The organism is Paenibacillus sp. FSL R7-0331 (assembly GCF_000758645.1).
GTDB lineage: Bacteria > Bacillota > Bacilli > Paenibacillales > Paenibacillaceae > Paenibacillus_AQ > Paenibacillus_AQ camerounensis.
The window spans coordinates 4,060,730-4,082,540 of record NZ_CP009284.1; the positions used below are offsets into that span (position 1 = coordinate 4,060,730).

Here is a 21,811-nt window from a genome sequence, read left to right on the forward strand (position 1 = left end):
ATCCTGAAAAATACGATCATGCCATCCTATGATTGCTCCTGAATAGTATAACATGTACATGCCCGGCATTAAACCGCACAGCAGGTTATTTTCCCTCCGGTAACTGTATAAATCTGGATTTCACTTACCCTATAATGGCGGGTCTCAGCGCACTGCACAGCAAAAAGGAACCGGACAGCTCCGGTTCCTTTCCTGCTCCAGAAACATACATTCATTTAATCCTCTTTGGTGTCTGTCAGGCTATCCTATAACTATTGAATCGTGGCGCCGATGTTAGTGCCGCTTGGGGTCCCGGACCCAATCAGATCACTGCCAGTGGCCAGTTTCAGGAAATTGCCAAGGCTGAACGAGCCGTCCGCATTCCGTACAACCGCAGGAGTCAGGCTCACGAAATCAGCACTGCTGACCACGAGTCCTTTCCCATTGGTGCTGGCTTTATTCTTCCACCATACATTTGTGCTGGAAACATCCGTTCCGCTAGTCTTGTCGCTTGATGCCCCGGCAAAGCTCAGGTTATTCGTGAAGACATGGGTGCCTGCATCAAAAGCATAGTTGCTTCCGCCATTGCTCCATGACGTATTGTTGGTCATTTTGATGGAGCCGGGGTTACTGTTATAGGTGAACCCGTGTTTTTTGTTCTGGAAGGCAATGCTGTTCGTCACAATATGGTTCACGGAAATGGATTCCCCGCCCAATTTGAAGCCGTTGCCGTCACTATTGGAAGTTGAATTGCCATCAGAAGTTTGGCCGTTCTTATAAGCAATACTGTTCTTAATGGTTACGACGCCGATCGGACCGGTATCCGTCTTGGTGTACAGATCCCAGCCGTCATCTGTATTCCAGGCCGCAATACATCTATCGAATACATTGCCGGGACCGATAGTCAGCTTCGCGGCAAATCCGTCTGCATCCTCCCCGTTGTCCGGGTCAAAATTGTCATGAGAGTATACACCGATAATCTGATTATAGCTCGGCCAGTCGCTCATGCTGGAGGCAGAAGAGGCATAACGGCTGATCTGCAGGCCGGAATCCCGGTTATGGTGCGTCTCCACATTCTCAATAATGTTGTAATTGCCGCCGATAAAGATGCCGTTGTCTCCGGCTCCTTTGACTTCCAGACCCTTCACATGCCAGTAATGGCCGAAGATCTGTAATCCCCGCTCAGTGGATGCAAAGGCTTGTGCAGAGAAATCAAAAACCGGCTTTTCACTGCCATAGGCAACAATGCTCTTGCGGGCACCGGAGGTGCCGCTGTTGTCACGCTCTATGGTTACCGGTGAAGAGAAGGAGTACGTACCGCCGCGTAAGTAAATCGTGCCGCCTGCAGCAACCCGGGTCAATGCAGATTGCAGCGTAGTCGGACTTCCAATGGTACCTGCATTGCCTGCCGCACCATTAGCCGCAACATAAAGTGCACCGGAGACCGGAGTTGCAGTCGGGGCAGCAGTCGGGGCAATTGTAGGAGCCGCAGTCGCTGTTGCTGCAGGAGTTGCAGTAGGCGTAGGTGCTGCTGTTGGCGCTACTGTCGGGGTTGCTGTCGGACTATTAGTAGGTGCTGCTGATGTGCCTGGTGTGGAAGTAGGGACAGCCGTGGCATCGCTTACAATAACGTTATCGAACTTGGCTGCCGTCTTGTATGCAATCAATCCAACTCCGCCGGATGCAATAATGTTATCGTGTGCATTTAATTGCAGCACATTATTTACATACATGCTGATAGAGTCTCCGCTCAATTCAAGCCGGATGTTATACACAGTTCCGGTAGTGATAGCGAAGCCGGTTTTCGATGCCAGTGTAGTGCTTTCGCCGCCCGATTTCTTGCGGATCTCCAATGTGCCTCCGTTCGAGTTGGATATGGAAGCGGCATAATAATTGTTCCCGTCCTGGTATCGGCCGCACACATACGTGCGGTTGTTGCCGTTGAAATTATCAATTTTTACGTCAGCCTTGACGCTATAGTCGGTCCAGGCGCTGCTTCCAGCCGAAGTGCGCCCCTCTGCGCTGCCGGATTGATAATATACATAACTGCCGCCGTCCTGTACTACAGACCAGGTTCCCGTCGTACTAGTCCAGTTACCGGCGCTTCCGGACTCAAAGTCTTCACTGAAGAGGCTTGCCGCATGGACTGACGGGATACCCCACTGCAGGCCTCCAAAGGCGAGCATAGCTGAAAGCGCAATACATGCAGTGAAAGAAAATCTCTTTTTTATTTTCACGTTAACATTTACCTCCAGAATAATATATTTTTTCAGAACCAGTTGCAGCTATTGCATTACACTGTCGTTCTTGGCTGTTTCTACTGATGGATGTACTTATATATTCATCGCATCTCCCCTTTACCACGCAATATGCAGATTGCTGCAAAAATGAATTTTTCGCAGTAACCAATCTAATCTCCACTATAAGTAAATTTTTGGAATTGTACAGATGATTTTTATGTACTTTATTACATATATGTGAAATGTATATATTTACATGGATTTTCAGTATTTCATTACATATCTCGCTCCCCAAAGCTTGTCACCAGTTAGGCCCTTTCCCTTGAACAGCGCAAAAAAAAGCCACCCAAACGGGCAGCTTATAAATGTTCAGCTATTGAGATACTGCTCAACCAGCGCTGTATACTTCCTGTACTGCTCTTCCCAAGCAAGCTTACGGTTAACCGGCACATTTTCGTCCAGCAGAGACTCTATAACTTCCAGACAGACATGCCAGCCGGCCAGATCTTTGGGGGTATGGTCAGTGAATGTGCCGATTGTTTCGATAAGCAGCATACGGCTGCCGCCGGGCACCTCTTCAAGCTCAAAGCGCACCTTATCTGCACCCCAGGCATATTCCAGCACAGAGGCCGGTACATAATCGGAGATTTCCATAAACTCAAAGGTGCCGTCTCCCATATCAAACGTCATACTTCCGCCTGTTCGCAGTTCCCCGGAACGAAGCTCAGGAAACCACTTGGGCAGCAGCTCGTTATCGGTCAGATATGCCCAGACTTGCTCTGCGGAATGCTTGTAATGCCGCTCAATGGTTGCTGTAGTGCCGGCATGCCCCTTCTGCAGTTTGGCGATCATATCCATACCTCCAGTCTCAGTGAAATTGCCCCATCTTACAGAATCGCTGTGTAGATTAAGTGGAATTTTGCAACCTAACTCATAAAGAACTTCCGGTAACAACAGCATTAGGTTGAAATAGGTATCTTAAATTTACTTACTTCCTCTCAAATGAGCCTTACGAATGAAATTAAGGTTCCTTTTTCCATCTAAACGTCCTAAAAGTTACGAAATTCGGAAATTAAGTGGCGAAAATCCAATTAGTACAGCTGGGCCATACTCATTATATGTTATCCAGACCGTCCTCCCGAAAAGAAAAGCAGCTGCACAGCACGTTATCAAGGAAGCTGCGGATACTATACCATATAATCCTCGAAGCTAACCGGACTGCCGTTAATTGCAGCAACAGTGCCGTGATCTGTGCCGGCTTCAAGCCGCAGCAAGTCACCGGTAAAGGCAGTGTGCGCTATTAAGAGTGCTGCTTCCGCTCCACCGGCCCCCACAGTAAATGCAGGCTTGCGTGCTGACATGGCAGCTGCGAACTCCGTCAGGCTGTTCATGCCTGCAGCCGCGGCCTCCCTTGCCGTAACCGCTTCAACCGTCACACCGCCGGGTATTCCTGCAGCCGCAATCTCAAGATATCCCTCTCGGCTCGCCAGCTGATACGCATGCGACAGCCAGACGGCAAAATAAACATCCTTCACCAGGCCGTACACGGCCTGTTCCTGCTGCTGCCACTCCCCTTCCGGGAGCACACCGATAATCGGATTATCCGTTCCTTCAGGTACAGGGAACAATGACAACACCGTCCCCTTATAGTACAGCACTTCCATATAAGGACTCTGGTGGCGGGGATCGCCTGCACGGTAGCCCTCGCCCGGATGGAAGAAAAACAGCCGGTTAACGTCCCTTTTCCCGCTGACCGGCAGGGAATAAGCCCAGCGGAGCTGTTCATTATCAAACTCTTCCACTCTTTCCCATAGGCCGCCTGCCGCATAGTCTTCTGTAATATAAGCATAGGAATGCAAGCGCGGCTGCGGCTGAATGTCGCCGGGAACCACCTTTTGCGTAAGCTTCTGTACTTCAATAGGGTTACGGCGGTCCAGCGCCAGCTCCCTTGCCTGTGCCGGAGCTTCATAGAACAGGAATCCGGCGTACTCTGTACGCGGCATGCTACTGCTAAGCGGGAAATTCCCGAACTGCACATAATCATGCAGCACGTTGCGGTCTGCCGGCACATCATGCGGCCATCCGCGGGAGTGTGCACCAACCCATGCTCCGCGCAGATAGAACGCAGCACGCTCATACCACAGATGGTCAAGCATCTCGCTTAGCGCTGCTTTTACTGCGCTGTCCTCCTCCAGCTCCCAGGCACAGGTGAACGCCTGCACCCAGTGCCAGAACCATGGCAGGCTGCCGTATTCAGGCATGCCATGGTTCTTAATGTAGTCCAGCGTCTGCTTAAGGCTGGCAAGCCCGTCCTGCCGCAGCTCCTCATCTTCAAACACCTGACCGAAGATCAGCTTGGCGGCTGTATACTTGGCTTCGTGGTGTCCGTAATGCACAACCTCTTTACGGAAAAAACCGCTGCGGTAAATATGTCCGGTGGCCGTATGTACAGCCACTCTAAGCGCCGCACTCAGCTGGCTGTTATAGTATTTGCAGAACCAGACCAGCAGACTGCCCATAATCTCCACAGGCAGCTCATGCGGAGCGGCTTCACGGGGCAGCAGACCAAGTCCGAGCGGCCAGTGGCCGTACAGGTGTGTTTCAGGCTGCCGGTTTTGCAGCAGCACGGTTTCCAGCAGCACCGCCTCCGCTTTTTGCTTAGCCGTCTCTCGTTCAGATTCCGGAAGCATTTCATCATCTACAGCAGCCGCGAAAAGATAGCATGCATAATAGAAGTTGTTGCGTACATCGTCATGAAACCACAGGCCGCTGTCCTGCAGCGGCAGCTCCAGTGCCTCAGATGCCGCATTTCGGATAATCTCCCGCTGTCTATATGCATAGGGATTGTCTAGTTTATAGTGTAACTGAGCCGTCATCTTTTCCCCTCCCAGGGTATTATTTCCATCCTATTGTGCACGCTTTCCGTTCATTTAGCAATCACAAAAACCAACAAATAAACTAAAATACACGTACTAAAAAAGATTATCTCTTGCCAAATGAACGTAAATGGATTAAATTGTACCTATACGAACGAAAATATGTTAGTGAAGGGGAATGAATACGAAATGGAAAGACGTTTTGCATCGCATCCGAATGAAGTGAAGCAGTTTGACACAGAGCGCTTGCGCAAGGAGTTCCATATCCCGGTTATTTTTGCTCCGGATGAATTGAAGCTTGTCCTGACCCACGAAGACCGCATGATCGTCGGCGGAGCTAATCCGGTAAACCAGGATGTTGTACTTACAACTGATCTTAAGGAGCTTGGGGTTACTTACTTCCTGGAGCGCCGCGAGCTGGGTATTATCAATGTCGGGGGCAAGGGAACTGTCGTTGTTGACGGTACTGACTATGAGATCGATTACAAAGAATGTCTGTATGTAGGACAAGGCGTCCAGGATGTTGTCTTCAAAAGCGCTGACAGTGCCAAACCAGCCAAATTCTATCTGAACTCGGCTCCTGCACACCAATCCTACCCTACTACTAAAACTACACTGGAAGAATCCGAATCCGGCGCACTCGGCGGACTGGAAAATTCCAATGAGCGTACGATTCACCGCTTCATCCATGCCAACGGCGTACAGAGTGCACAGCTTGTTATGGGTATGACCCAGCTGAAGCCGGGCAGCATGTGGAATACAATGCCATCCCACACTCACCCGCGCCGGATGGAAGCCTACTTCTACTTCGATCTGCCGGACGATTCGATCGCGTTCCACCTGATGGGTGAACCAAACGAAACCCGCCATATCGTTATGCACAACGAGCAGGCTGTTATTTCTCCAAGCTGGTCCATCCACAGCGGTGTAGGTACACACAACTATACCTTCATCTGGAGCATGGCCGGAGATAACAAGCGCTACGATGACATGGACCCTGTAAGCATGAAAGAACTGAAATAGAACATAACCAATTTCGGAAAGACGAGGCAGGCGGATGAACCCGATACGGCGGCACGAGATGATTATGGAAGTTATGCTGAACCAGAAGGATGTTACGGTAAATGAGCTTAGTGACAAACTCCAGGTTAGCGGCAAAACGATTCGCGAGGACCTCAGCAAGCTGGAGGAACAAGGACTGATAATGCGGGTACACGGCGGTGCTGTGCTTGCCCAAAGCGATCAGTTCGGCATCCTCCCGCTCAAGAATCCGCTGGATAAATATGCCGACGACAAAACGGAGATTGCCCTGCGCGCCATTACCCATATCGAGAAGGACGACATCATTGCCCTGGACGGCGGAAGCACGACGCTGGAAATTGCCCGGCGGCTGGACAATATGTCCCTGACGGTTGTTACCAATGATGTGTACATCATCAGCGAGCTCGTTCCAAAAGAAAACATCCGTCTTGTCGTTCCCGGGGGTTACCGTGTCCGCAACATGCTGGCCGGCCCTGAAGCCGTCGCCTACGTCAAAAAGCTAAATATACAGAAAGCTTTCCTGTCGGCTACAGCCGTGCACATCGAGCACGGACTGTCTATCTACACCGGTGATTTGATTGACTTCAAGCAGGCGCTGGTATCCACCGCCCGCAAGGTATTTGCTGCCTGTGATCATCACAAGTTCGGGCAGACTGCACTGCGCACCTTCGCTTCCCTCCGTGAAGTCGATGTGCTGCTTACAGACAGCGGTCTCCCGCCTGAAACGGCAGAGCAGTTCCGGAGTGCAGGCATCAATATTGAAGTCGGGTAATTTAAATAACAGCACATCTAAAGGAGCGAATATTATTATGTCATCACTATTCAGTCTTGCAGGCAAAACAGCAATCGTAACCGGAGCAGCACAAGGTCTTGGACAAGGCATTCTGCTTGCATTCGCTGAGGCAGGCGCAGATGTAGTCTCCATCTCCCTGAACAGCAGCGAAGAATCCGTAAAAGCTGCAGAAGCTTACGGCGTAAAAGCACTTAGCATCGAAGCTGACCTGAGCGATCACACCAAGCTGCAGGGCGCTTTTGACCAGGCACTGGAACTGACCGGCCACGTTGACATTCTTGTTAACTGTGCAGGTATGATCCGTCGCACTCCAGCCAAAGACCACAGTGAAAAAGACTGGTTTGATGTAATTAACCTTAACCAGAACACTGTGTTCCTGCTGTCCCAGATCGCCGGCCGTCACTTCATTGAAAGAGGCACAGGAAAAATCATCAACATCTGCTCCATGCTGTCCTACCAGGGCGGTATCAACGTTCCTGGTTATACTGCAAGTAAGCATGCTGTTGCCGGTCTGACTAAGGCATTCGCTAACGAGTGGGCTCAATTCGGCCTGAACGTTAACGCTATCGCTCCAGGGTACATGGCTACTGAGAACACTGCACCAATCCGTGCCGACCAGAGCCGTTCCGATTCAATCCTTGACCGTATCCCTGCAGGACGTTGGGGAACAGCTGAAGATGTTAAAGGCCCTGCTGTATTCCTGGCATCTGCCGCGTCCGACTACCTGAACGGTCACATTCTGGCTGTAGACGGCGGATGGTTAGCTAGATAATATCTCTTCATTCCTCCGAATGAAGGAGCTTTATCACATACACTTGCACCCGCAGGCCACTGGCCTGCGGGTGCTTTTTTTGCAAAGTATTGTATCAACCCGCTTGAGCATTTCTGCAACATATGGGTCCGGCGTTATTTAAGAGACAACAATTCTTTCCTCATCAGCTCTGCCGCCTGCTCGTTCAACGGATTCTGCGCGTCCAATGCTATATTGGCTGTGATGATGATTAATCCCTTATTGTAATAGGTCTGCTTTTTAAAAATATCCATTACAGCCCTAAGCGGGACAAAGGTCCGCCCGTTTCTGATCTCAACCTTCGGGACAACCGTCTTCTGATTCAGATATACAACAGTGGCCTCCAGCTTGTTCGTATTGACCTCGATGCGGGCACCGAACTTATCAGAAATAAATTTCAGCGGGACCATTGTTGTATTGTTGCGGATATACGGCACCACACTTGAGTTCGCACTGTCTATTGCTGCCGCATTGCCTTTAACCAGCACAGCCGATTGCCCGATGGACAGGACAACCGCATCCTGCAAAATATCATCTGCCAGTCTGTCTACTCCCGGCTGCTCTCCCGAGGACTGGCACGGGCTTCCCTTGTACAGCACCATGTACTCAGTAATAATATTTACCGCACCCTGCCTCAGATCCTTGGTCAGCTCCGTATCATCCAGCACCTGCTCCGTGATGACCCAGCTGCAATCCATATTTTGCTGTGAAGCCGCCAGTGCATGGATCAAGGCGACCGTCTGGCTGTCCGGCAGTGCCTTCTGTGCTGCAGTTATCCAGGTGATATCCGGGTCCAGATAATGATCCAGCACCTTCAAATATCCGATAACAAACAGCTGCTGGGCACTCAGAGCAGACTTATCCAGTGCAGCAGTGGATTTACCGTACACCAGCTGCGAATATTCCTCTGCATGCTCCCTGTCCGACCAGGCCAGGTCTGAATACAAGGCATTAATAGCTGCCGCCTTTACATCCAGCGGATTGCCTGATGAAGCCAGATAGTCGGCTACTGTGCGGTTTAGTCCGCTTTTCTCGGCTGCCGCAACGATATCCACATCCAGATAAGCCTTATAAATAGCGGTTGAAGTGACCGGGGAATCTGCATAGACCATCGTAGCGGCACTGCCGGCAAAAAATCCGGAGAACATAATGGCAGTAGCAAGAATCAGCTTGCTAAGACGGGAGTTTAATAGAGTATTCACTAACATACCTCCTTATTATTATTGAAAAGGCAAAGCATTGCCCGTGAATCAAAGGCTATGTTATATTTAGCCGATGAACAGCAGGCTGTCTACATTACTTAACCAAACACCCTCTAAGTAATCTTAATTACGGCTGCTCCATAACTACATAACAAAAGGGGAACACCCATGAACGATGAATGGCTCACTACATTTGATGAAGACGGGAATATAACCGGTTCTGCCCCCCGCAATGACGTGCACCGGCTCGGACTGTGGCATGAGACCTTTCACTGCTGGCTGGTGAGCCGGGAACCTGACGGGGAAATATCCATCTGGCTCCAGCTGCGCAGCCGGCAGAAACGGGATTATGCCGGCTTGCTGGACATCACAGCCGCAGGACATCTGCTCACCCATGAAACCCCGCAGGACGGCATCCGCGAGCTTGAAGAGGAGCTTGGGATTTCAGTCCCCTTTGCGGCACTGCATCCGCTGGGCATTATTCCATATACCATGGATACGTCGGGCTTCCTTGACCGTGAACGTGCTAACGTCTTTATACTTGAAACGGCCTTACCGATGGAGGCCTTTAACCTGCAGCCTGAAGAGGTCGCCGGCCTCGTCACCGCCAGCTTTACAGACTTTAGCAGTCTATGGGAAGGCAGCAGGAGCTCCATACGGGTCCGGGGCTTCCGTATGGAAGGTACGCTTCGTATACCGATTGACGAAGAAGCGGTTATCAGCTCCTTTGTTCCGCATGAACCATCCTATTACAGGAAGATCATTGCCGGCATTTCTGCCGTATTTGCTTAATTATACCAAATCATACCCGGGATAATGGAGACTTTAATGTAATGAATAAGATTCGGCTCAGCAAATCCTTTTACTACTTATGGGGCACTCAATCTGCGGCAAATGCTGCCGATGTCCTCTATATTATGGCTCTAACTGTGCTGGTACTGGACCATACCGGCAGCCTGATCTCAGCGACGCTGGTCCCTCTGTTCCGCTCACTCTCGCAGATGATCAGCGGCCTGCTCGCCCCCCTGCTGATCGAACGGTTTAAGCTGTCCCGCCTGCTCCTGCTGTCGCAGTCCGGGCAGTTCGTATTCTTTGCCGTGATGGCAGCTTATCTCGGCATACAGGGCGGCAATGCTTCACTGTTCATTGTGTTCCTGCTGATCTTTGCAATGTCCTTTCTGGACGGCTGGACGGTTCCTGCGCGCAATGCACTCGTCCCGAGGCTTACCGCATCACGTGAAGGATTGCTGCGGGCCAACGGCCTGTTATCCGTCAGCGACCAGGTTGTCCAGTTCGCCGGCTGGGGTCTCAGCGGCCTGATTATCATCTGGATCGGAACCTCCTCCACACTCCTGCTAACTGCTGTAATCTACGCCCTGGCTGCCCTGTTCACTCTGCAGATCAGGGAGCCGGAAGCCGGGAATACAGCCCCGGAACCGAGTGCCACCGGCAGTGAAAGCAATCTTCCCCGGAATTCGGGATGGTCGGTACTGAGTGAAGGCTGGAAAATCATCTGGCGCACCCCGGCATTAAGAGCCCTTACCGCTATAGATGCAATCGACATGCTTGGAGGCTCGGTCTGGGTCGGTGCGTTCACCCTGATTTTTGTCCAACAGGCTTTGGGACAGGGTGAAGAATGGTGGGGATTCATTAACGCTGCTTATTTTGCCGGCACCATCGGCGGAGGACTGCTGGTCATTTCGGCTGTACGCCGGATCGGCAGCAGACTGCTGCGCTTTATGCTGATCGGCATGGCCGGTTACGGCCTGCTTACTTTCCTGTACGCGGTCAATACGAACCTTATCCTTGCCCTTGTGCTCGTCCTTCTGATGGGGCCCTTTGCCGAGCTGAGTATCGTAACCCGCCGCACCCTTGTCCAGCACAGCGTGAACAGTGAGCAGCTGCCTAAGGTATTATCCGCACAGGCGACAGTACTCCACCTGTTCTTCTGCATCTCCCTGCTGGGGATGGCCTGGGCGGCAGAGACGTTTGGCATCGTCAGGCTGTATGTGTTTGCCGCTTGCCTGACCTGCTTTGCTGTAGCGGTTGGAATAGTGTACGCCAAATCGCTGCTGAAGGTTGAAGACACTGAGCTTCCCGGCCATTAAACCTGACGGTCAGTTGAGAACTGCCCAGGCCTGCCGGAGGTTTGACAAAAAGAACGGCAGCTCTTATGTTAAATGGAGTGTAAAGGGGGATGTCCTGTGGCATTAGAACAAAGCGAAAACAAAATCACTCCGGCAGCAATTCATACAGTCTCCTCTGTAGCAGAAGCAATCGCGTTACTGTCAAGCTACACTGAGCCTGATCAGCATTTATTTGCACAGCAGGAGCATGAGCTTTTGCAGCAAGCTTTGTCTGCTGAGTCTATTGCCTTTCTTACCGACTGGCGGACACGAAGCAACTGGGACTTCATGAACCTCTATGAATTTTTTATTCCATTCCCGCATTTCAATGAAATCACAACCTTCTCAGATGAATTGTCCAGATTGTCAGACGAGCAGTATCTGTATTATTTATTCGGCGGGGAGCTGACCTTCGGCCAGGTCACTGAAGCCTTACTCCATCCTGACAGAGCTGCGGTTATCGGGCAAAAGGCAGCTTACGTCTTTGGCGATAAACCGGAGTTTATGCAGGTAATGTTCACTGAAATTAAACTGATCCGCATCTCCATCAATCGTCTGATGACAGAGATCGCATTCTCAGCTGTTTTCCGGAAGCACCTGGAGACCAGACAAGGCTTATTTGAAGCCGCCATTCAGTCGGCTAAAGCTTTCGGGCTGGAACCGCTTCCGTTAGCGCAGAAGCTGATGGGCAAAACGTTTCGCAGAATCAGTGACTATCAGGCCTTTTACTATATACCTTCCTATTTCCTGAGCCCCCATCACATCCGGCTGTTTGATGATCATACATGTATCATTATTTACGGCTGCTACGATGCACAGATGGATGTTCTGGAGCAAAGCCAGCATCTGGAGAAGCAGATAAAAGCATTATCAGACCGGAACCGCATCATGATTCTGCGTATCCTTCATCAGCGCAAGGAATACGGGGCACGGCTTGCTAACACTCTCGATTTAACAACCGCGACGATCTCACATCATCTGGAAATATTGAAGCAAGCTGATTTAATTCTTGAAGAGAAGGTCGGCAACATCAAATATTTTGAGCTCAACCATGCCAAATTCAGCAAGCTGCTCAAAGGGCTCCGTTCATTTGTCCAGGCGGAAGAATAATAATACCAGACGATCGCCGGTTGTTTCGGCGGTCGTTTTTTTTCGGCATACATTTCTGCTTGTAATCTACAGGAAAATAATGTTATCTTAATATAAGACGATTATCTTACATATATAAGGAGGTTATCTTATTATGGATGCTGATATCATTCAGGTTCACAATTTAAAACGGACATACCACACAGATGAAGGATTGTTTAAGCGAAAACGGAAAACGGTTGAAGCGCTCCAGGGTATTTCTTTTACCGTTCGTGAAGGGGAGATACTGGGACTCTTAGGTCCAAACGGTGCGGGTAAAACCACAACCATCAAAATTCTGACAACGATGCTTACTCCTACCTCTGGTGAGGTCCGTATTCTCGGGCTTGATCCTGTGAGGGAGTTCAAGAAGCTTCGTTCACAAATCAACTTTATTCTCGGCGGCGAGCGCAATCTGTATTGGCGGCTGTCAGCGTATGATAATCTTGCCTATTTCGCTGATCTGTATAAAGTTCCCCTCCATGTGCAGAAGAGCAGAATTCCGCAATTGCTGAAGCTCGTTGGTCTGACTGAAGTCGCTCACCGCAGAGTGGAGACCTTCTCCAAAGGAATGAAGCAGAAGCTGCAAATTGCCCGCGGTCTAATCAATGAACCAAAAATCCTGTTCCTGGATGAACCGACGATCGGGCTTGACCCGGTGAGCGCGAGGCAGCTGCGTGATATTTTACGTGAGCTGAGGCAACAGGGAACAACAATTCTGTTAACAACGCATTATATGCCGGAAGCCGATGAGCTCTGTGACCGGATCGCTTTTATCAACAATGGGATGATTTCAATCCTGGATACTCCGGAGGTGCTTAAGGGAAGAATTGATCAAATTTCCGCTCTAACCTGCAGTATTTCTGGACTAACAGAGGAAGAACGCACTACAATATCAACTCATCCGGCAATCTATCATCTGCAGGCCGCAACGCCGGATCAGCTGCATCAGCTGCGTATTCAAACCCGCCTGCCGCAAGAGCTCATCATCGAGCTGTATCAGATTGCAGGTGCTGCCAGAATAACAAACATGTCGATCACTACTCCTACTCTAGAGGATGTCTATATTCAGATGTTAGGCGGGGATGTCTCTTGAGCTTCATAATTGCGCCTGACCTGAGATCCTGTTTCCATACCATTAAGGTCCATATGAAGCTGTCGCTCGCCCGTCCGATGTTCCAGTTTATTATTTTCCTGATGCCGCTTCTGTTCTCAACTATAGCCTTATTAGTCTATGGCGACTCCACTTCAGAGCATATTTTTCAGTATGTTGTGCTAGGCTCCGGTTTTATCACCCTGTGGTCCTCCATCGTCTTCTCCTCCGCCAGTGATGTTAACCGGGAGAAGTATTATGGGACGATAGAGCTGCTGTTCGCTGCCCCTGTTCCCTTCTGGCTTACGCTTGCCGGCAAGATTATTGCCAATACCCTGTGGGGATTGCTGTCGATGCTGATTTCTTATTTCTATATAATGGTCATCTACCGCGTTCAGGTAATCATTGAACATCCGCTGTATTTTATATCTGCCTATCTGTTTGCGTTATGTTCGCTGTCGGTGTTCTCCTTCTTTCTGGCAATGTCGTTTACATTATCCCGCCAGGCTTATGCCCTTATGAACATGCTGGAGTACCCTGTGTATCTTATATGCGGCTTTATGTTCCCAATTGCATTACTGCCGGACTGGGTGAAGCCTTTATCCTGGATACTGCCGCCAACTTGGGCAATTAAGCTGCTACGGATTATTAACAGTGAGGATATACATACGGAGGAGCTAATGAGAACTTGGGGGATATTGCTGCTGCTAACAGTTATTTATTTTATAATTTCACTTGCCTACTACCGGCTGGTTGAAAAAAAAGCCAGAATTCATGGGAATTTAGGGGTGTTTTAGATGGAACCGGTTGCCCGCTTTTATCGTCATGCGCATTTATCATTCAAAGCTTTATTCGGCTGGCTTAGCCCCAAAGTCTTTCTGATGGTTATGGTGATCAACCCGTTATGCCAGCTTCTCTTCTTCGCCATGCTTGCCAAATATGCTTTTAACGGAAGCAATCTTGCCGGATATGTCGTCTCTAATGCCCTGCTGTTATGCGTGCTTAATGCTGTATTCGGTATGATGACCGTCATCACCTCTGACCGCCAGATGGGTACGCTTCAGCTGGTAGTAGCAAGCCCGGCTAACAAAATAGCCGTCTTCTTTGCCAGATCGTTATTTCATATGTTCAGCGGCTTGTTTACGGCAGCGCTCGGACTCGCTTTTGGAACGCTGATCTTTGGGCTTTCCTTCTCCGGGGAGCAGCTGATCTGGCTGGGCCTCGTGTGGGCTGTGTCTATTTTTGCAGCCTGCGGGCTCGGGTTTGTAATCTCCAGCTTTGCCCTGTGGTCATCGTCAATGCACATCTGGACTAATCTGCTTGCAGGTCTATTGCTGCTGTTCAGCGGAGCCAGCTTCCCGCGTTCACTAATGCCGGCCTGGATGCACAGACTGTCTGAATTTTTCCCGCTGACAAGAGGGGTAGAAGTCACTAAATCACTCGTTACGCCGGGAGACATCAGCCATACATACCTGCTCAGCAGGATAGCCGAAGAATTCTTGCTTGGAAGTGTCTTCTATCTGGCCGGAATCCTGCTGTTCTTTTATGCCGAATATTTGGCGCGGGTTAAGGGTTCTATGGAGATGGAATAGGACATACAAAAGGTGCGGAGCATCCGGCTTATTACCGTCCGGACGCTTTCGCACCTGATGTATGTCATCTAAATTAAGGCATTAAAATGGCCATCCGGGTCTACTGTTGCCGTCCGCGGGTCCGTCATTCCGATCCCCCGGAGGCCTCCCTTCCATTCCGTGCGCCCGATTGTGCTCACGTTCTGTGCGGGTGAGGAGATCATATCAGCTGATGCAGTGCTCCCGACTTTTTGCGCGAGCTGTACCTCTATCAGCCGGATTTGCCGCTGCAGCTGCTCACGGCGGTTAACCGTATCTGCACCGCCCTGCGCGTTCATCCTTTCCAGCTCCATCATCAGCCGGTCTCGCTGCTTCTCCATGGAACTGACCTCGCTCTGTGTTCCGCCGTAGGCCATTATCACCTGCACCGAACTGATACCGGCTACGTTCTGCATCCCCATTATCTTCCCCTCCGTTTCCCCGGCCGCCACTGGTGATCCAGCCTGTTTTGAATGTCTTGTTAATACCTATTACCCGGTAATACCTGCCATGACAACAATATTGTTAATCACAATTTTCATCTAGCGCCTCTGCTTTATCATCCTTTTGCAAAAAAAGAACACTCAGCCCGTTCACCGTATCCGCATGCTCCAGCGTCAGTGAATGGCTGGCCCCGGCAATGATATGAGTCTCCAGATCGGGAATTAACCCTTTGGCCTTAGCCATCGCCTTCCCGGCCGGGTATATAACCTCCTTATCGCCTATCAGAAGCAGGGTAGGAATATTAAAGCTGCTGAATTCCTTCCGGTCAAAGACAGAGGGCATCAACTGCAGAAGCGGCTTCGCATGGCTGTAGCCCGAGATCACCTGATCACGAAATACAGGGTGTAACGGCTCACCTTTGCCTGAAAACCATAAAAAGGCCTGATCGATCCACTTTTCGGTGTGAAACAATAATGCAGGATATATTTTCACAAAAAACTTCAGGCTCATGGGGTGGAATGTTCCGGCAGGGGCATACAGCAGCAGCTTTGACACACGATCGGGATGGGCGAGCGCAAAGTTCATAGACAGGAAGCCGCCCATCGAATGTCCTGCCAGATCTGCCTTTGAACACTGCAACTGATCCAAAACCTCAAGCAGCCACTCATTGGCAGCCTTCCTGCTTTTTATTGCAGCAGCCGGTTTGCTTTTCCCGAAATCGCCTATTATGTCAACCGCATATACGCAACGTTCTTGAAGCAAAGACTTGATGTTGGGATACCACATCGCGCTGCTCATTGTCATACCGTGGAGGAGAATCAGCGGCCTCTTGCCCGAATCGCCAAAGCAGGTCACATATGTATCTCCGTAAGCCGTCGCAATATAGCGTGACGTCCCCTCTAACTCAAAGTATTCTAGGCTTTTGTCATAGTAATGGTAGTATTCTACCTCGGCTGCTTTACTCCTAAAAATCGATCCCATAAGCCCCCCCGCATTTGACGAATTATATCGTTCTGTTTAATTTCACTTCAAAATCCGGCTTAGTAACATAGTCCATATAGTGTGTTTTCCCGTCAAAATCGAGATAAGCCTGATACCGCGCACGGATAGCCGGGGCTGTAATCAGCTCAAGCACCTGGTCCTTAGCGACCCAGCGGCAGTCTGATGTCTCATCGGAGGTGCATAGCTCCCCGCCAACAGGCTTACAGATAAAGTCCAGCATCACCTTCGTGGGGACCGCAGTCACGCCGTCATACCATTTATGTACACCTGTATTCGAGACTACCCCGTATAGCTGCGAGACGGTTACATCTATTCCGCTTTCCTCTTTTATTTCCCGGATGAGAGCATCCATTAGATTCTCACCGGTTTCTACCTGTCCTCCCGGGCATACCCAGCCACCATGATAAGTCTTCACCAGAAGGATGTACCCCTCTTCATTCTCCACAATCCCGCTGACAGCAACAATATGAGTCGGCCATACCATGAACATTCCTCCATTCCCGGCCCCGGATATGAACGATAGGAGCCGTAATCCAGCATTCCAAATTATACCATGTTTATCTTGTAGCAAAAAACAGGAATAATCACTCAGTAAAAAGAACAGCCCGCTGAGACTGTTCTCTTTCGCTTATCCGTTTCAGAAGCAGGTGAACGAGCTGATCCGGTTCAGATCAACGCCGAAGTATCCCCAGAAGAATCCGTACCATCTGAATCCAGCAATAGAATTACGCCCTACAAATACCGGATAAAACCAGAATTGCTCGCCGTTATTCATCCAGACATAGGTGTTGCGGAACATACAGCGTCTGATCCCGCCGGGATCGACGGCATATGCGGTAGCGGACATTTGCGGTACGAATTGCGGGGGCGGAGCCGTTGGCGGCTGAACGCCTCCCGGTGCACCGCCCGGCCCTCCTGGTCCTGGTCCTGGTCCTGGTCCTCCTGGACCTCCCGGCATACTTGGTCCCCCCGGAAATCCCGGAAACCCTCCGCCGGGTCCCGGCGCTGGAAAAAATCCCATATGTGATCGCTCCTTCCAATTGTTTAGGCATAATCATCATATGCATTCGCGGATATTGCGCTTGGGCGGATGCCAGGATAATAGCCCCGTGGCCTCCGGCGTTATACAGCTTAACCTGTTATAATCGCAGTAAAAAAACCAGCAGCCCGACTCCTCGGGGGACCGCTGGTTTCTTGTAAGCAGGGCATGTTACTGTACAGCCCTTAGCCTTAGTGTGCAGGCTCCATCTCTTTGTCCGGAGCTGTGATGCTGTTAACGGCAGTGCTGTTAATCCATGAAAGCGCAAGTGTTCCTTCGCCCATGTGAACGCCTACAACGGGAACAAAAGTCATGATTTCGGTACGGATAGAAGGTGACATTTCCTTAATGATCAACTCCACGCTCAGCGCCTCTTCAATATTGTTGGCATGCATAATGCAAATATCCTGTATCTGCCGGATATCCTTACGGAGGGTATCCAGCAAGACTTGTTTCGTCTTCTTGTAGGTGCGGATCTTGTCCACAACGACAATTTTACCCTCATCGAACTTCAGCAGCAGATGAATCCGCATCAGCTGGCCCAGCAGCAGCTGAGAGCCGGAGAGCCGCCCGCTGCGGTGCAGCTGGCTTAGGCTGGCAGGAATCAGATAGAAGGACATCTCTTTAATAATATCTTCAATTCTATCCTTGATCTCCAGCGCAGAGCAGCCTGCCTGCTGCCAGTGAACACCGCGGCGGATCATCTCCCTGATCGGATAAGCTCCTACCCTCGAATCAATGCCGATGACATTTACGCCGGCGATGTCTGCCGCCTGCATCGAGGTATGAAACGTACCGCTGAGCTCGGAGGAGCAATGGATCGCAATAATCTCGTCATACTCTTCCTTCAGGCGCTCGTATAGCTCCACGAATTCACCGATCGGCGGCTGGGAGCTGCCTGCCTTGTCGTTTTTGCGCATTTTTTCATAGAACTGATCGGCGCTGATGTCTATATTTTCTTTGTAGCATTCATTATTAACAATAAGACGCAAAGGAATAATATAAATGTGATTGTTCTTGGCGAATTCAGAATCAATGGTGCTCGTGCTGTCGGTTACCCAGGCGATGGATTTCATAGTCATTACTCTCTTTCGTGAGGGATTTGATGTCATTCGGAAGCGGCAGCCTTAAATGTCTGCTTATGCAATAAATTATACAGGAAGCCATGCATCCGTATAGCATTTACGTGAAGATCCCTGCACTTTTTTTCAACTAAATTCGACATATTTTCACATTATATATGATAGATATACCTGTTAATGAACAGGCTGTCTATGGTATGTAAATACAAAAAAATGGATAAACACCTGCTGTTATTAAAAGAAAAGAGCCGCACCATTTCTGTGCAACTCTTCCCCCAACATTCAATATTCAGCCTTCAAGCTCCGTATAGATTTGAAAGGTTACACCGAATTTATCTGTTACATCCCCAAATCCGGGACTGAAGGCTTCTTCGCTGAAAGGTAAATTGACTGTACCGTCTTCAGACAAAGCATCATATATTTTTCTTGATTGCTCTATAGCGTTTGTGGTAATGCAGAGGGTTACACGCTTTCCATCATTAACCGGTGCTCCGCCCGGAGCATCTGAGAACATGAGCTCCGAATTACCGATTTTCAGCTTGGCATGTGCTACGAGACTCTTCAGATCATCCGTGAACGTATCCGGCATACCCGGCATTTCGCCGTAAGTAGTAATGGAGAGAAGCTCTGCACCTATAGCCTGTTCATAAAAATGAATGGCTTCCTTTGAGCGCCCCTCCAGAGTAATATAGGGGGTAAGTTTTACTGTCATGATTGGTTCCTCCTCGAATTTGGATTAAATCGGATTTGTGATTCATTAGTATAGACGTTTCCGCAGCCGGAAAATCATCGGTATGATTCAAAATCCGTCATTCTTTCCGAGTTCAGGCGGCAAACCGAAGCGGTCAAACAATTCGGAATCTATGAAATGATGAATGTGGGCAATCTTACCCCGGCTGATTTCCAGGACATGAATGGCCCACGGCGTCAGCAGCCCCTCTGCTCCAGCCGGAGCATACTGGGCAAAAGCGGGGCTATTCCCGTTAGCACGGACCGGCAGCAGCCTTGATCCCAGACAATGACTGCGTGTTATGCTGTAGAACGATGATAGATCCGAGCTGCCGCGCACCCACATTGTAAACGGCGGCATGGACAGGCTGCCGTCTTCGTTAAACAAGGCGATTAGCGCTTCGATATTGTACTGCTCAAACGCCTCTACATAACTGTCAATCAGCTCCGCGTCTGCTTCGGCAGCTCCCTCCCGCAATTCCTCTGACCGGAGATCCGACCGGTTGACAGCCGCCCTAGCCCGCTGCAAGGCACTGTTGACGGCTGCCGTGCTCATCCCGAGCACTTCTGCGGATTCACCTGCCGACCAGCGGAAGACTTCATTCAGGATCAGCACAGCGCGCTGCCGGGGCGGCAATAGCTGAAGAATGGCGATAAAGGATAACCGGATGCTTTCCCTGCTGATCAGAATATTAGCCGGGTCCCCGCCATCACCGGGGGCCGGCCAAATCCAGGAATCGCGGGGCATGCTGTCCCGGGGCTCCGTTATAACGGCTGCCGGTTCCGACATATCCATCGGAAGTGCCCGGCGTTTGGCAGACCTCAGCCTGTCCAGACAGATGTTGGTGGCAATCCGGTATACCCAGGCTCTGCGCGAGGAATGATCTCTAAGCTGATCCCAGCCCTGCCAGGCGCGGAGCATCGTATCCTGGACCGCATCCTCTGCCTCAAATATCGACCCCATCATCCGGTAACAATATCCCGTTAATTCAGAACGCAATTCTTGGAGCGTGTCCAGTTGATCCTGCTTTTGGCTCATTTTGCGTATCTCCCCTCCAGGAAACTGTAAACGCTGACACCGTTAGAGACCACTCTAAGTGATTTTCCCAATAAATGGGCCATTCCTAATGCTCTCCCTGAAATCCGACTTTATAGGAATCATAGAAGGCAACCTTCAAATCAAGAATAGTCAGGCTCTTTTTTAATTCATCGATTTGGCGCAGCACCTCTTTACGGTGTCCGGTAATCATATCCCGCCGCGTATCCGCAGTATGTTCTCCTTCTATGGCCATTTCGATATACTTTCTGATCTCCTTGATCGGCATTCCTGTATTTTTAAGGCAGCAAATAAATTTCACAAGACCCAGATCACGTTCTGTAAATACCCGGTTTCCCGCCTCATTCCGCCCCACAAAAGGCAATAGCCCTTCCTTGTCATAAAAGCGGAGTGTGTGCGCCGTAACATCACATATCGCAGCTACTTCATTAATGCTGTACACCGTCCGTCACCTCAAACCTTCGTATTTTTATGGCCGCTTGACTTCGATAAATCTCTAAGTGATAGCATTAAGTATATAGAGCAGGCAAAGGTTTATCAATTTTGCAGCTCACTCATTCATAGGCTTTCATAAGAGAATAAAGGAGTGTTAAGAAACATGGAGAAATTCCCAAAGTGGACTGCAGCAGACATTCCCTCTCAGCGCGGCAGATCGGCTGTCGTTACCGGAACCGGGGGATTAGGCTATGAAACGGCACTGGAGCTGGCGAAGCACGGATCAGAGGTTATTCTCGCCGGACGCGATAAAGGTAAAGGAGACGAGGCTATCAATAAAATACGCAGCAGCATATCCTCAGCCAAGATCACCTTTGAAGAGCTGGATCTCGCCGATCTGGCTTCGGTACATGCATTCGGTGAACGGATGAATAAGCAGCGTAAAGATCTTGATCTGCTCATTAACAATGCGGGAGTAATGACGCCGCCGGTACGCAGGACTACAAAAGACGGGTTCGAGCTTCAGCTGGGTACGAATTACCTCGGACATTTCGCCTTGACCGCCCATCTGATGCCCTTGCTCATTAAAGGAGAACAGCCGCGTGTGATCCATCTGAGCAGCATTGCCCACCGCAATGGCACTATTTATTTTGACGATTTGCAATTCGAACGCCGCTATGATGCTTCCAAGGCTTATGCCCAGTCCAAAATTGCGATGATCATGTTCGCTCTGGAGCTTCAAAGACGCAGCGACGCATCCGGCTGGGGACTGCTTAGCATTCCGGTGCATCCGGGCATTTCACGGACGGAGCTGCTTCTTAACGGAGCCGGACCGAACAGTGCTGCAGGAATAACACGAAGGCTGCTGGGTCCGGTTTTATTCCAGCCGGCTGCCCAAGGCGCGCTTCCGGCACTTTTCGCGGCTACATCATCAGACGTAGCAAGCGGAACTTATTACGGACCCGGCGGATTCATGGAACTGAGAGGCCTGCCGCAACCGGGAAAGATGGCTCCGCAAGCATTGGACACTGCCGCCTCAGCCAGATTATGGGAGGTATCCAAGCAGCTTACGCGTGTGGATTTTGATAAGCTTGCTTCAATAAACGCATAGCCCGTACAAGCGATATCCGTCACTGAGTCTCCAA

22 protein-coding genes are annotated in these 21,811 nt (G+C 50.1%); 10 read left to right on the forward strand and 12 right to left on the reverse strand.

Features of this window, described 5'->3' with window-relative positions; all coding sequences use genetic code 11:
• Positions 1-251: 251 nt before the first annotated feature.
• From R70331_RS31590 to R70331_RS17170, 3 genes are all read right to left on the reverse strand, one after another.
• Positions 252-1,457 carry a right-handed parallel beta-helix repeat-containing protein gene (locus R70331_RS31590; RefSeq protein WP_156131255.1) on the reverse strand — a complete coding sequence of 402 codons (1,206 nt, stop codon included), beginning with the start codon at positions 1,455-1,457 and terminating at the stop codon, positions 252-254.
• Between the two features lie 1,131 nt (positions 1,458-2,588).
• A complete protein-coding gene (locus R70331_RS17165; protein WP_042177405.1) occupies positions 2,589-3,071 on the reverse strand; it encodes an SRPBCC family protein in 483 nt (160 codons plus the stop codon).
• A gap of 335 nt (positions 3,072-3,406) precedes the next feature.
• Complete coding sequence (locus tag R70331_RS17170) at positions 3,407-5,095, reverse strand: hypothetical protein (protein WP_042177406.1); 1,689 nt, start codon at positions 5,093-5,095, stop codon at positions 3,407-3,409.
• A gap of 189 nt (positions 5,096-5,284) precedes the next feature.
• Between R70331_RS17170 and kduI the strand changes: the two genes are divergently transcribed.
• The 3 genes from kduI to kduD are packed head-to-tail and all read left to right on the forward strand — an operon-like array spanning position 5,285 to position 7,701.
• Complete coding sequence (gene kduI / locus R70331_RS17175; protein ID WP_042177407.1) at positions 5,285-6,118, forward strand: 5-dehydro-4-deoxy-D-glucuronate isomerase; 834 nt, start codon at positions 5,285-5,287, stop codon at positions 6,116-6,118.
• Between the two features lie 34 nt (positions 6,119-6,152).
• Positions 6,153-6,908, forward strand: coding sequence for a DeoR/GlpR family DNA-binding transcription regulator (locus tag R70331_RS17180; RefSeq protein WP_042177408.1), 756 nt, complete (start codon positions 6,153-6,155; stop codon positions 6,906-6,908).
• 37 nt (positions 6,909-6,945) lie between these two features.
• Positions 6,946-7,701: a 2-dehydro-3-deoxy-D-gluconate 5-dehydrogenase KduD gene (gene kduD / locus R70331_RS17185; protein ID WP_042177409.1), complete on the forward strand. Its 756-nt coding sequence runs from the start codon at positions 6,946-6,948 to the stop codon at positions 7,699-7,701.
• A 134-nt stretch (positions 7,702-7,835) separates the two neighbouring features.
• Here the strand turns inward: kduD and R70331_RS30555 are convergent, their stop codons facing one another.
• On the reverse strand, positions 7,836-8,921 hold the full coding sequence (locus tag R70331_RS30555) for a stalk domain-containing protein (protein WP_052419095.1): 1,086 nt from the start codon (positions 8,919-8,921) through the stop codon (positions 7,836-7,838).
• A gap of 168 nt (positions 8,922-9,089) precedes the next feature.
• On the opposite strand from R70331_RS30555, the gene R70331_RS17195 reads away from it, so the two are divergent.
• The 6 genes from R70331_RS17195 to R70331_RS17220 all read left to right on the forward strand — a co-directional run bounded on the left by R70331_RS17195 (position 9,090) and on the right by R70331_RS17220 (position 14,860).
• Positions 9,090-9,713: an NUDIX hydrolase gene (locus R70331_RS17195; protein ID WP_042177410.1), complete on the forward strand. Its 624-nt coding sequence runs from the start codon at positions 9,090-9,092 to the stop codon at positions 9,711-9,713.
• A 41-nt stretch (positions 9,714-9,754) separates the two neighbouring features.
• A complete protein-coding gene (locus R70331_RS17200) occupies positions 9,755-11,029 on the forward strand; it encodes an MFS transporter (RefSeq protein WP_042177411.1) in 1,275 nt (424 codons plus the stop codon).
• A 96-nt stretch (positions 11,030-11,125) separates the two neighbouring features.
• Positions 11,126-12,157, forward strand: coding sequence for an ArsR/SmtB family transcription factor (locus R70331_RS30560; protein ID WP_052419096.1), 1,032 nt, complete (start codon positions 11,126-11,128; stop codon positions 12,155-12,157).
• A gap of 133 nt (positions 12,158-12,290) precedes the next feature.
• Entirely contained in the window at positions 12,291-13,271 is a 981-nt protein-coding gene (locus R70331_RS17210; protein WP_042177412.1) for an ABC transporter ATP-binding protein, read from the forward strand.
• On the forward strand, positions 13,268-14,065 hold the full coding sequence (locus R70331_RS17215; RefSeq protein WP_042177413.1) for an ABC transporter permease: 798 nt from the start codon (positions 13,268-13,270) through the stop codon (positions 14,063-14,065). Before R70331_RS17210 ends, R70331_RS17215 begins: the two co-directional genes overlap by 4 nt.
• Complete coding sequence (locus R70331_RS17220) at positions 14,066-14,860, forward strand: ABC transporter permease (protein ID WP_042177414.1); 795 nt, start codon at positions 14,066-14,068, stop codon at positions 14,858-14,860.
• Between the two features lie 68 nt (positions 14,861-14,928).
• Here the strand turns inward: R70331_RS17220 and R70331_RS17225 are convergent, their stop codons facing one another.
• The 8 genes from R70331_RS17225 to R70331_RS17260 all read right to left on the reverse strand — a co-directional run bounded on the left by R70331_RS17225 (position 14,929) and on the right by R70331_RS17260 (position 20,673).
• The gene (locus R70331_RS17225; protein ID WP_042177415.1) at positions 14,929-15,300 is read right to left on the reverse strand and encodes a hypothetical protein; all 372 of its coding nucleotides are present in this window, start codon (positions 15,298-15,300) and stop codon (positions 14,929-14,931) included.
• A 103-nt stretch (positions 15,301-15,403) separates the two neighbouring features.
• Positions 15,404-16,303 carry an alpha/beta fold hydrolase gene (locus R70331_RS17230; RefSeq protein ID WP_042177416.1) on the reverse strand — a complete coding sequence of 300 codons (900 nt, stop codon included), beginning with the start codon at positions 16,301-16,303 and terminating at the stop codon, positions 15,404-15,406.
• Between the two features lie 22 nt (positions 16,304-16,325).
• Positions 16,326-16,808, reverse strand: coding sequence for an NUDIX hydrolase (locus R70331_RS17235; RefSeq protein WP_042177417.1), 483 nt, complete (start codon positions 16,806-16,808; stop codon positions 16,326-16,328).
• Between the two features lie 153 nt (positions 16,809-16,961).
• Positions 16,962-17,345: a hypothetical protein gene (locus R70331_RS17240; RefSeq protein ID WP_042177418.1), complete on the reverse strand. Its 384-nt coding sequence runs from the start codon at positions 17,343-17,345 to the stop codon at positions 16,962-16,964.
• A gap of 209 nt (positions 17,346-17,554) precedes the next feature.
• The gene (locus R70331_RS17245; protein WP_042177419.1) at positions 17,555-18,439 is read right to left on the reverse strand and encodes a DegV family protein; all 885 of its coding nucleotides are present in this window, start codon (positions 18,437-18,439) and stop codon (positions 17,555-17,557) included.
• 295 nt (positions 18,440-18,734) lie between these two features.
• Positions 18,735-19,157 (reverse strand): VOC family protein, encoded by a 423-nt coding sequence (locus R70331_RS17250; RefSeq protein ID WP_042177420.1) that lies wholly within the window; start codon positions 19,155-19,157, stop codon positions 18,735-18,737.
• An 87-nt stretch (positions 19,158-19,244) separates the two neighbouring features.
• Entirely contained in the window at positions 19,245-20,213 is a 969-nt protein-coding gene (locus R70331_RS17255) for a sigma-70 family RNA polymerase sigma factor (protein ID WP_042177421.1), read from the reverse strand.
• A gap of 85 nt (positions 20,214-20,298) precedes the next feature.
• Positions 20,299-20,673, reverse strand: a complete 375-nt coding sequence (locus tag R70331_RS17260; protein WP_042177422.1) for a MerR family transcriptional regulator — start codon at positions 20,671-20,673, stop codon at positions 20,299-20,301.
• A gap of 156 nt (positions 20,674-20,829) precedes the next feature.
• Between R70331_RS17260 and R70331_RS17265 the strand changes: the two genes are divergently transcribed.
• A complete protein-coding gene (locus R70331_RS17265; RefSeq protein ID WP_042177423.1) occupies positions 20,830-21,777 on the forward strand; it encodes an SDR family oxidoreductase in 948 nt (315 codons plus the stop codon).
• Positions 21,778-21,811: the final 34 nt, after the last annotated feature.

What these genes read in the sequence shown, in the direction of transcription:
- R70331_RS17195 (WP_042177410.1), top strand. Translation starts at nt 9,090, where the DNA reads ATGAACGATGAATGGCTCACTACATTTGATGAAGACGGGAATATAACC.
- R70331_RS17265 (WP_042177423.1), top strand. Translation starts at nt 20,830, where the DNA reads ATGGAGAAATTCCCAAAGTGGACTGCAGCAGACATTCCCTCTCAGCGC.
- R70331_RS17220 (WP_042177414.1), top strand. Translation starts at nt 14,066, where the DNA reads ATGGAACCGGTTGCCCGCTTTTATCGTCATGCGCATTTATCATTCAAA.
- R70331_RS17170 (WP_042177406.1), bottom strand. Translation starts at nt 5,095, where the DNA reads ATGACGGCTCAGTTACACTATAAACTAGACAATCCCTATGCATATAGA.
- R70331_RS17230 (WP_042177416.1), bottom strand. Translation starts at nt 16,303, where the DNA reads ATGGGATCGATTTTTAGGAGTAAAGCAGCCGAGGTAGAATACTACCAT.
- R70331_RS17200 (WP_042177411.1), top strand. Translation starts at nt 9,755, where the DNA reads ATGAATAAGATTCGGCTCAGCAAATCCTTTTACTACTTATGGGGCACT.
- kduD (WP_042177409.1), top strand. Translation starts at nt 6,946, where the DNA reads ATGTCATCACTATTCAGTCTTGCAGGCAAAACAGCAATCGTAACCGGA.
- kduI (WP_042177407.1), top strand. Translation starts at nt 5,285, where the DNA reads ATGGAAAGACGTTTTGCATCGCATCCGAATGAAGTGAAGCAGTTTGAC.
- R70331_RS17250 (WP_042177420.1), bottom strand. Translation starts at nt 19,157, where the DNA reads ATGACAGTAAAACTTACCCCCTATATTACTCTGGAGGGGCGCTCAAAG.
- R70331_RS17245 (WP_042177419.1), bottom strand. Translation starts at nt 18,439, where the DNA reads ATGAAATCCATCGCCTGGGTAACCGACAGCACGAGCACCATTGATTCT.
- R70331_RS17210 (WP_042177412.1), top strand. Translation starts at nt 12,291, where the DNA reads ATGGATGCTGATATCATTCAGGTTCACAATTTAAAACGGACATACCAC.
- R70331_RS17255 (WP_042177421.1), bottom strand. Translation starts at nt 20,213, where the DNA reads ATGAGCCAAAAGCAGGATCAACTGGACACGCTCCAAGAATTGCGTTCT.
- R70331_RS17235 (WP_042177417.1), bottom strand. Translation starts at nt 16,808, where the DNA reads ATGGTATGGCCGACTCATATTGTTGCTGTCAGCGGGATTGTGGAGAAT.
- R70331_RS17180 (WP_042177408.1), top strand. Translation starts at nt 6,153, where the DNA reads ATGAACCCGATACGGCGGCACGAGATGATTATGGAAGTTATGCTGAAC.
- R70331_RS17225 (WP_042177415.1), bottom strand. Translation starts at nt 15,300, where the DNA reads ATGGGGATGCAGAACGTAGCCGGTATCAGTTCGGTGCAGGTGATAATG.
- R70331_RS17240 (WP_042177418.1), bottom strand. Translation starts at nt 17,345, where the DNA reads ATGGGATTTTTTCCAGCGCCGGGACCCGGCGGAGGGTTTCCGGGATTT.
- R70331_RS17165 (WP_042177405.1), bottom strand. Translation starts at nt 3,071, where the DNA reads ATGATCGCCAAACTGCAGAAGGGGCATGCCGGCACTACAGCAACCATT.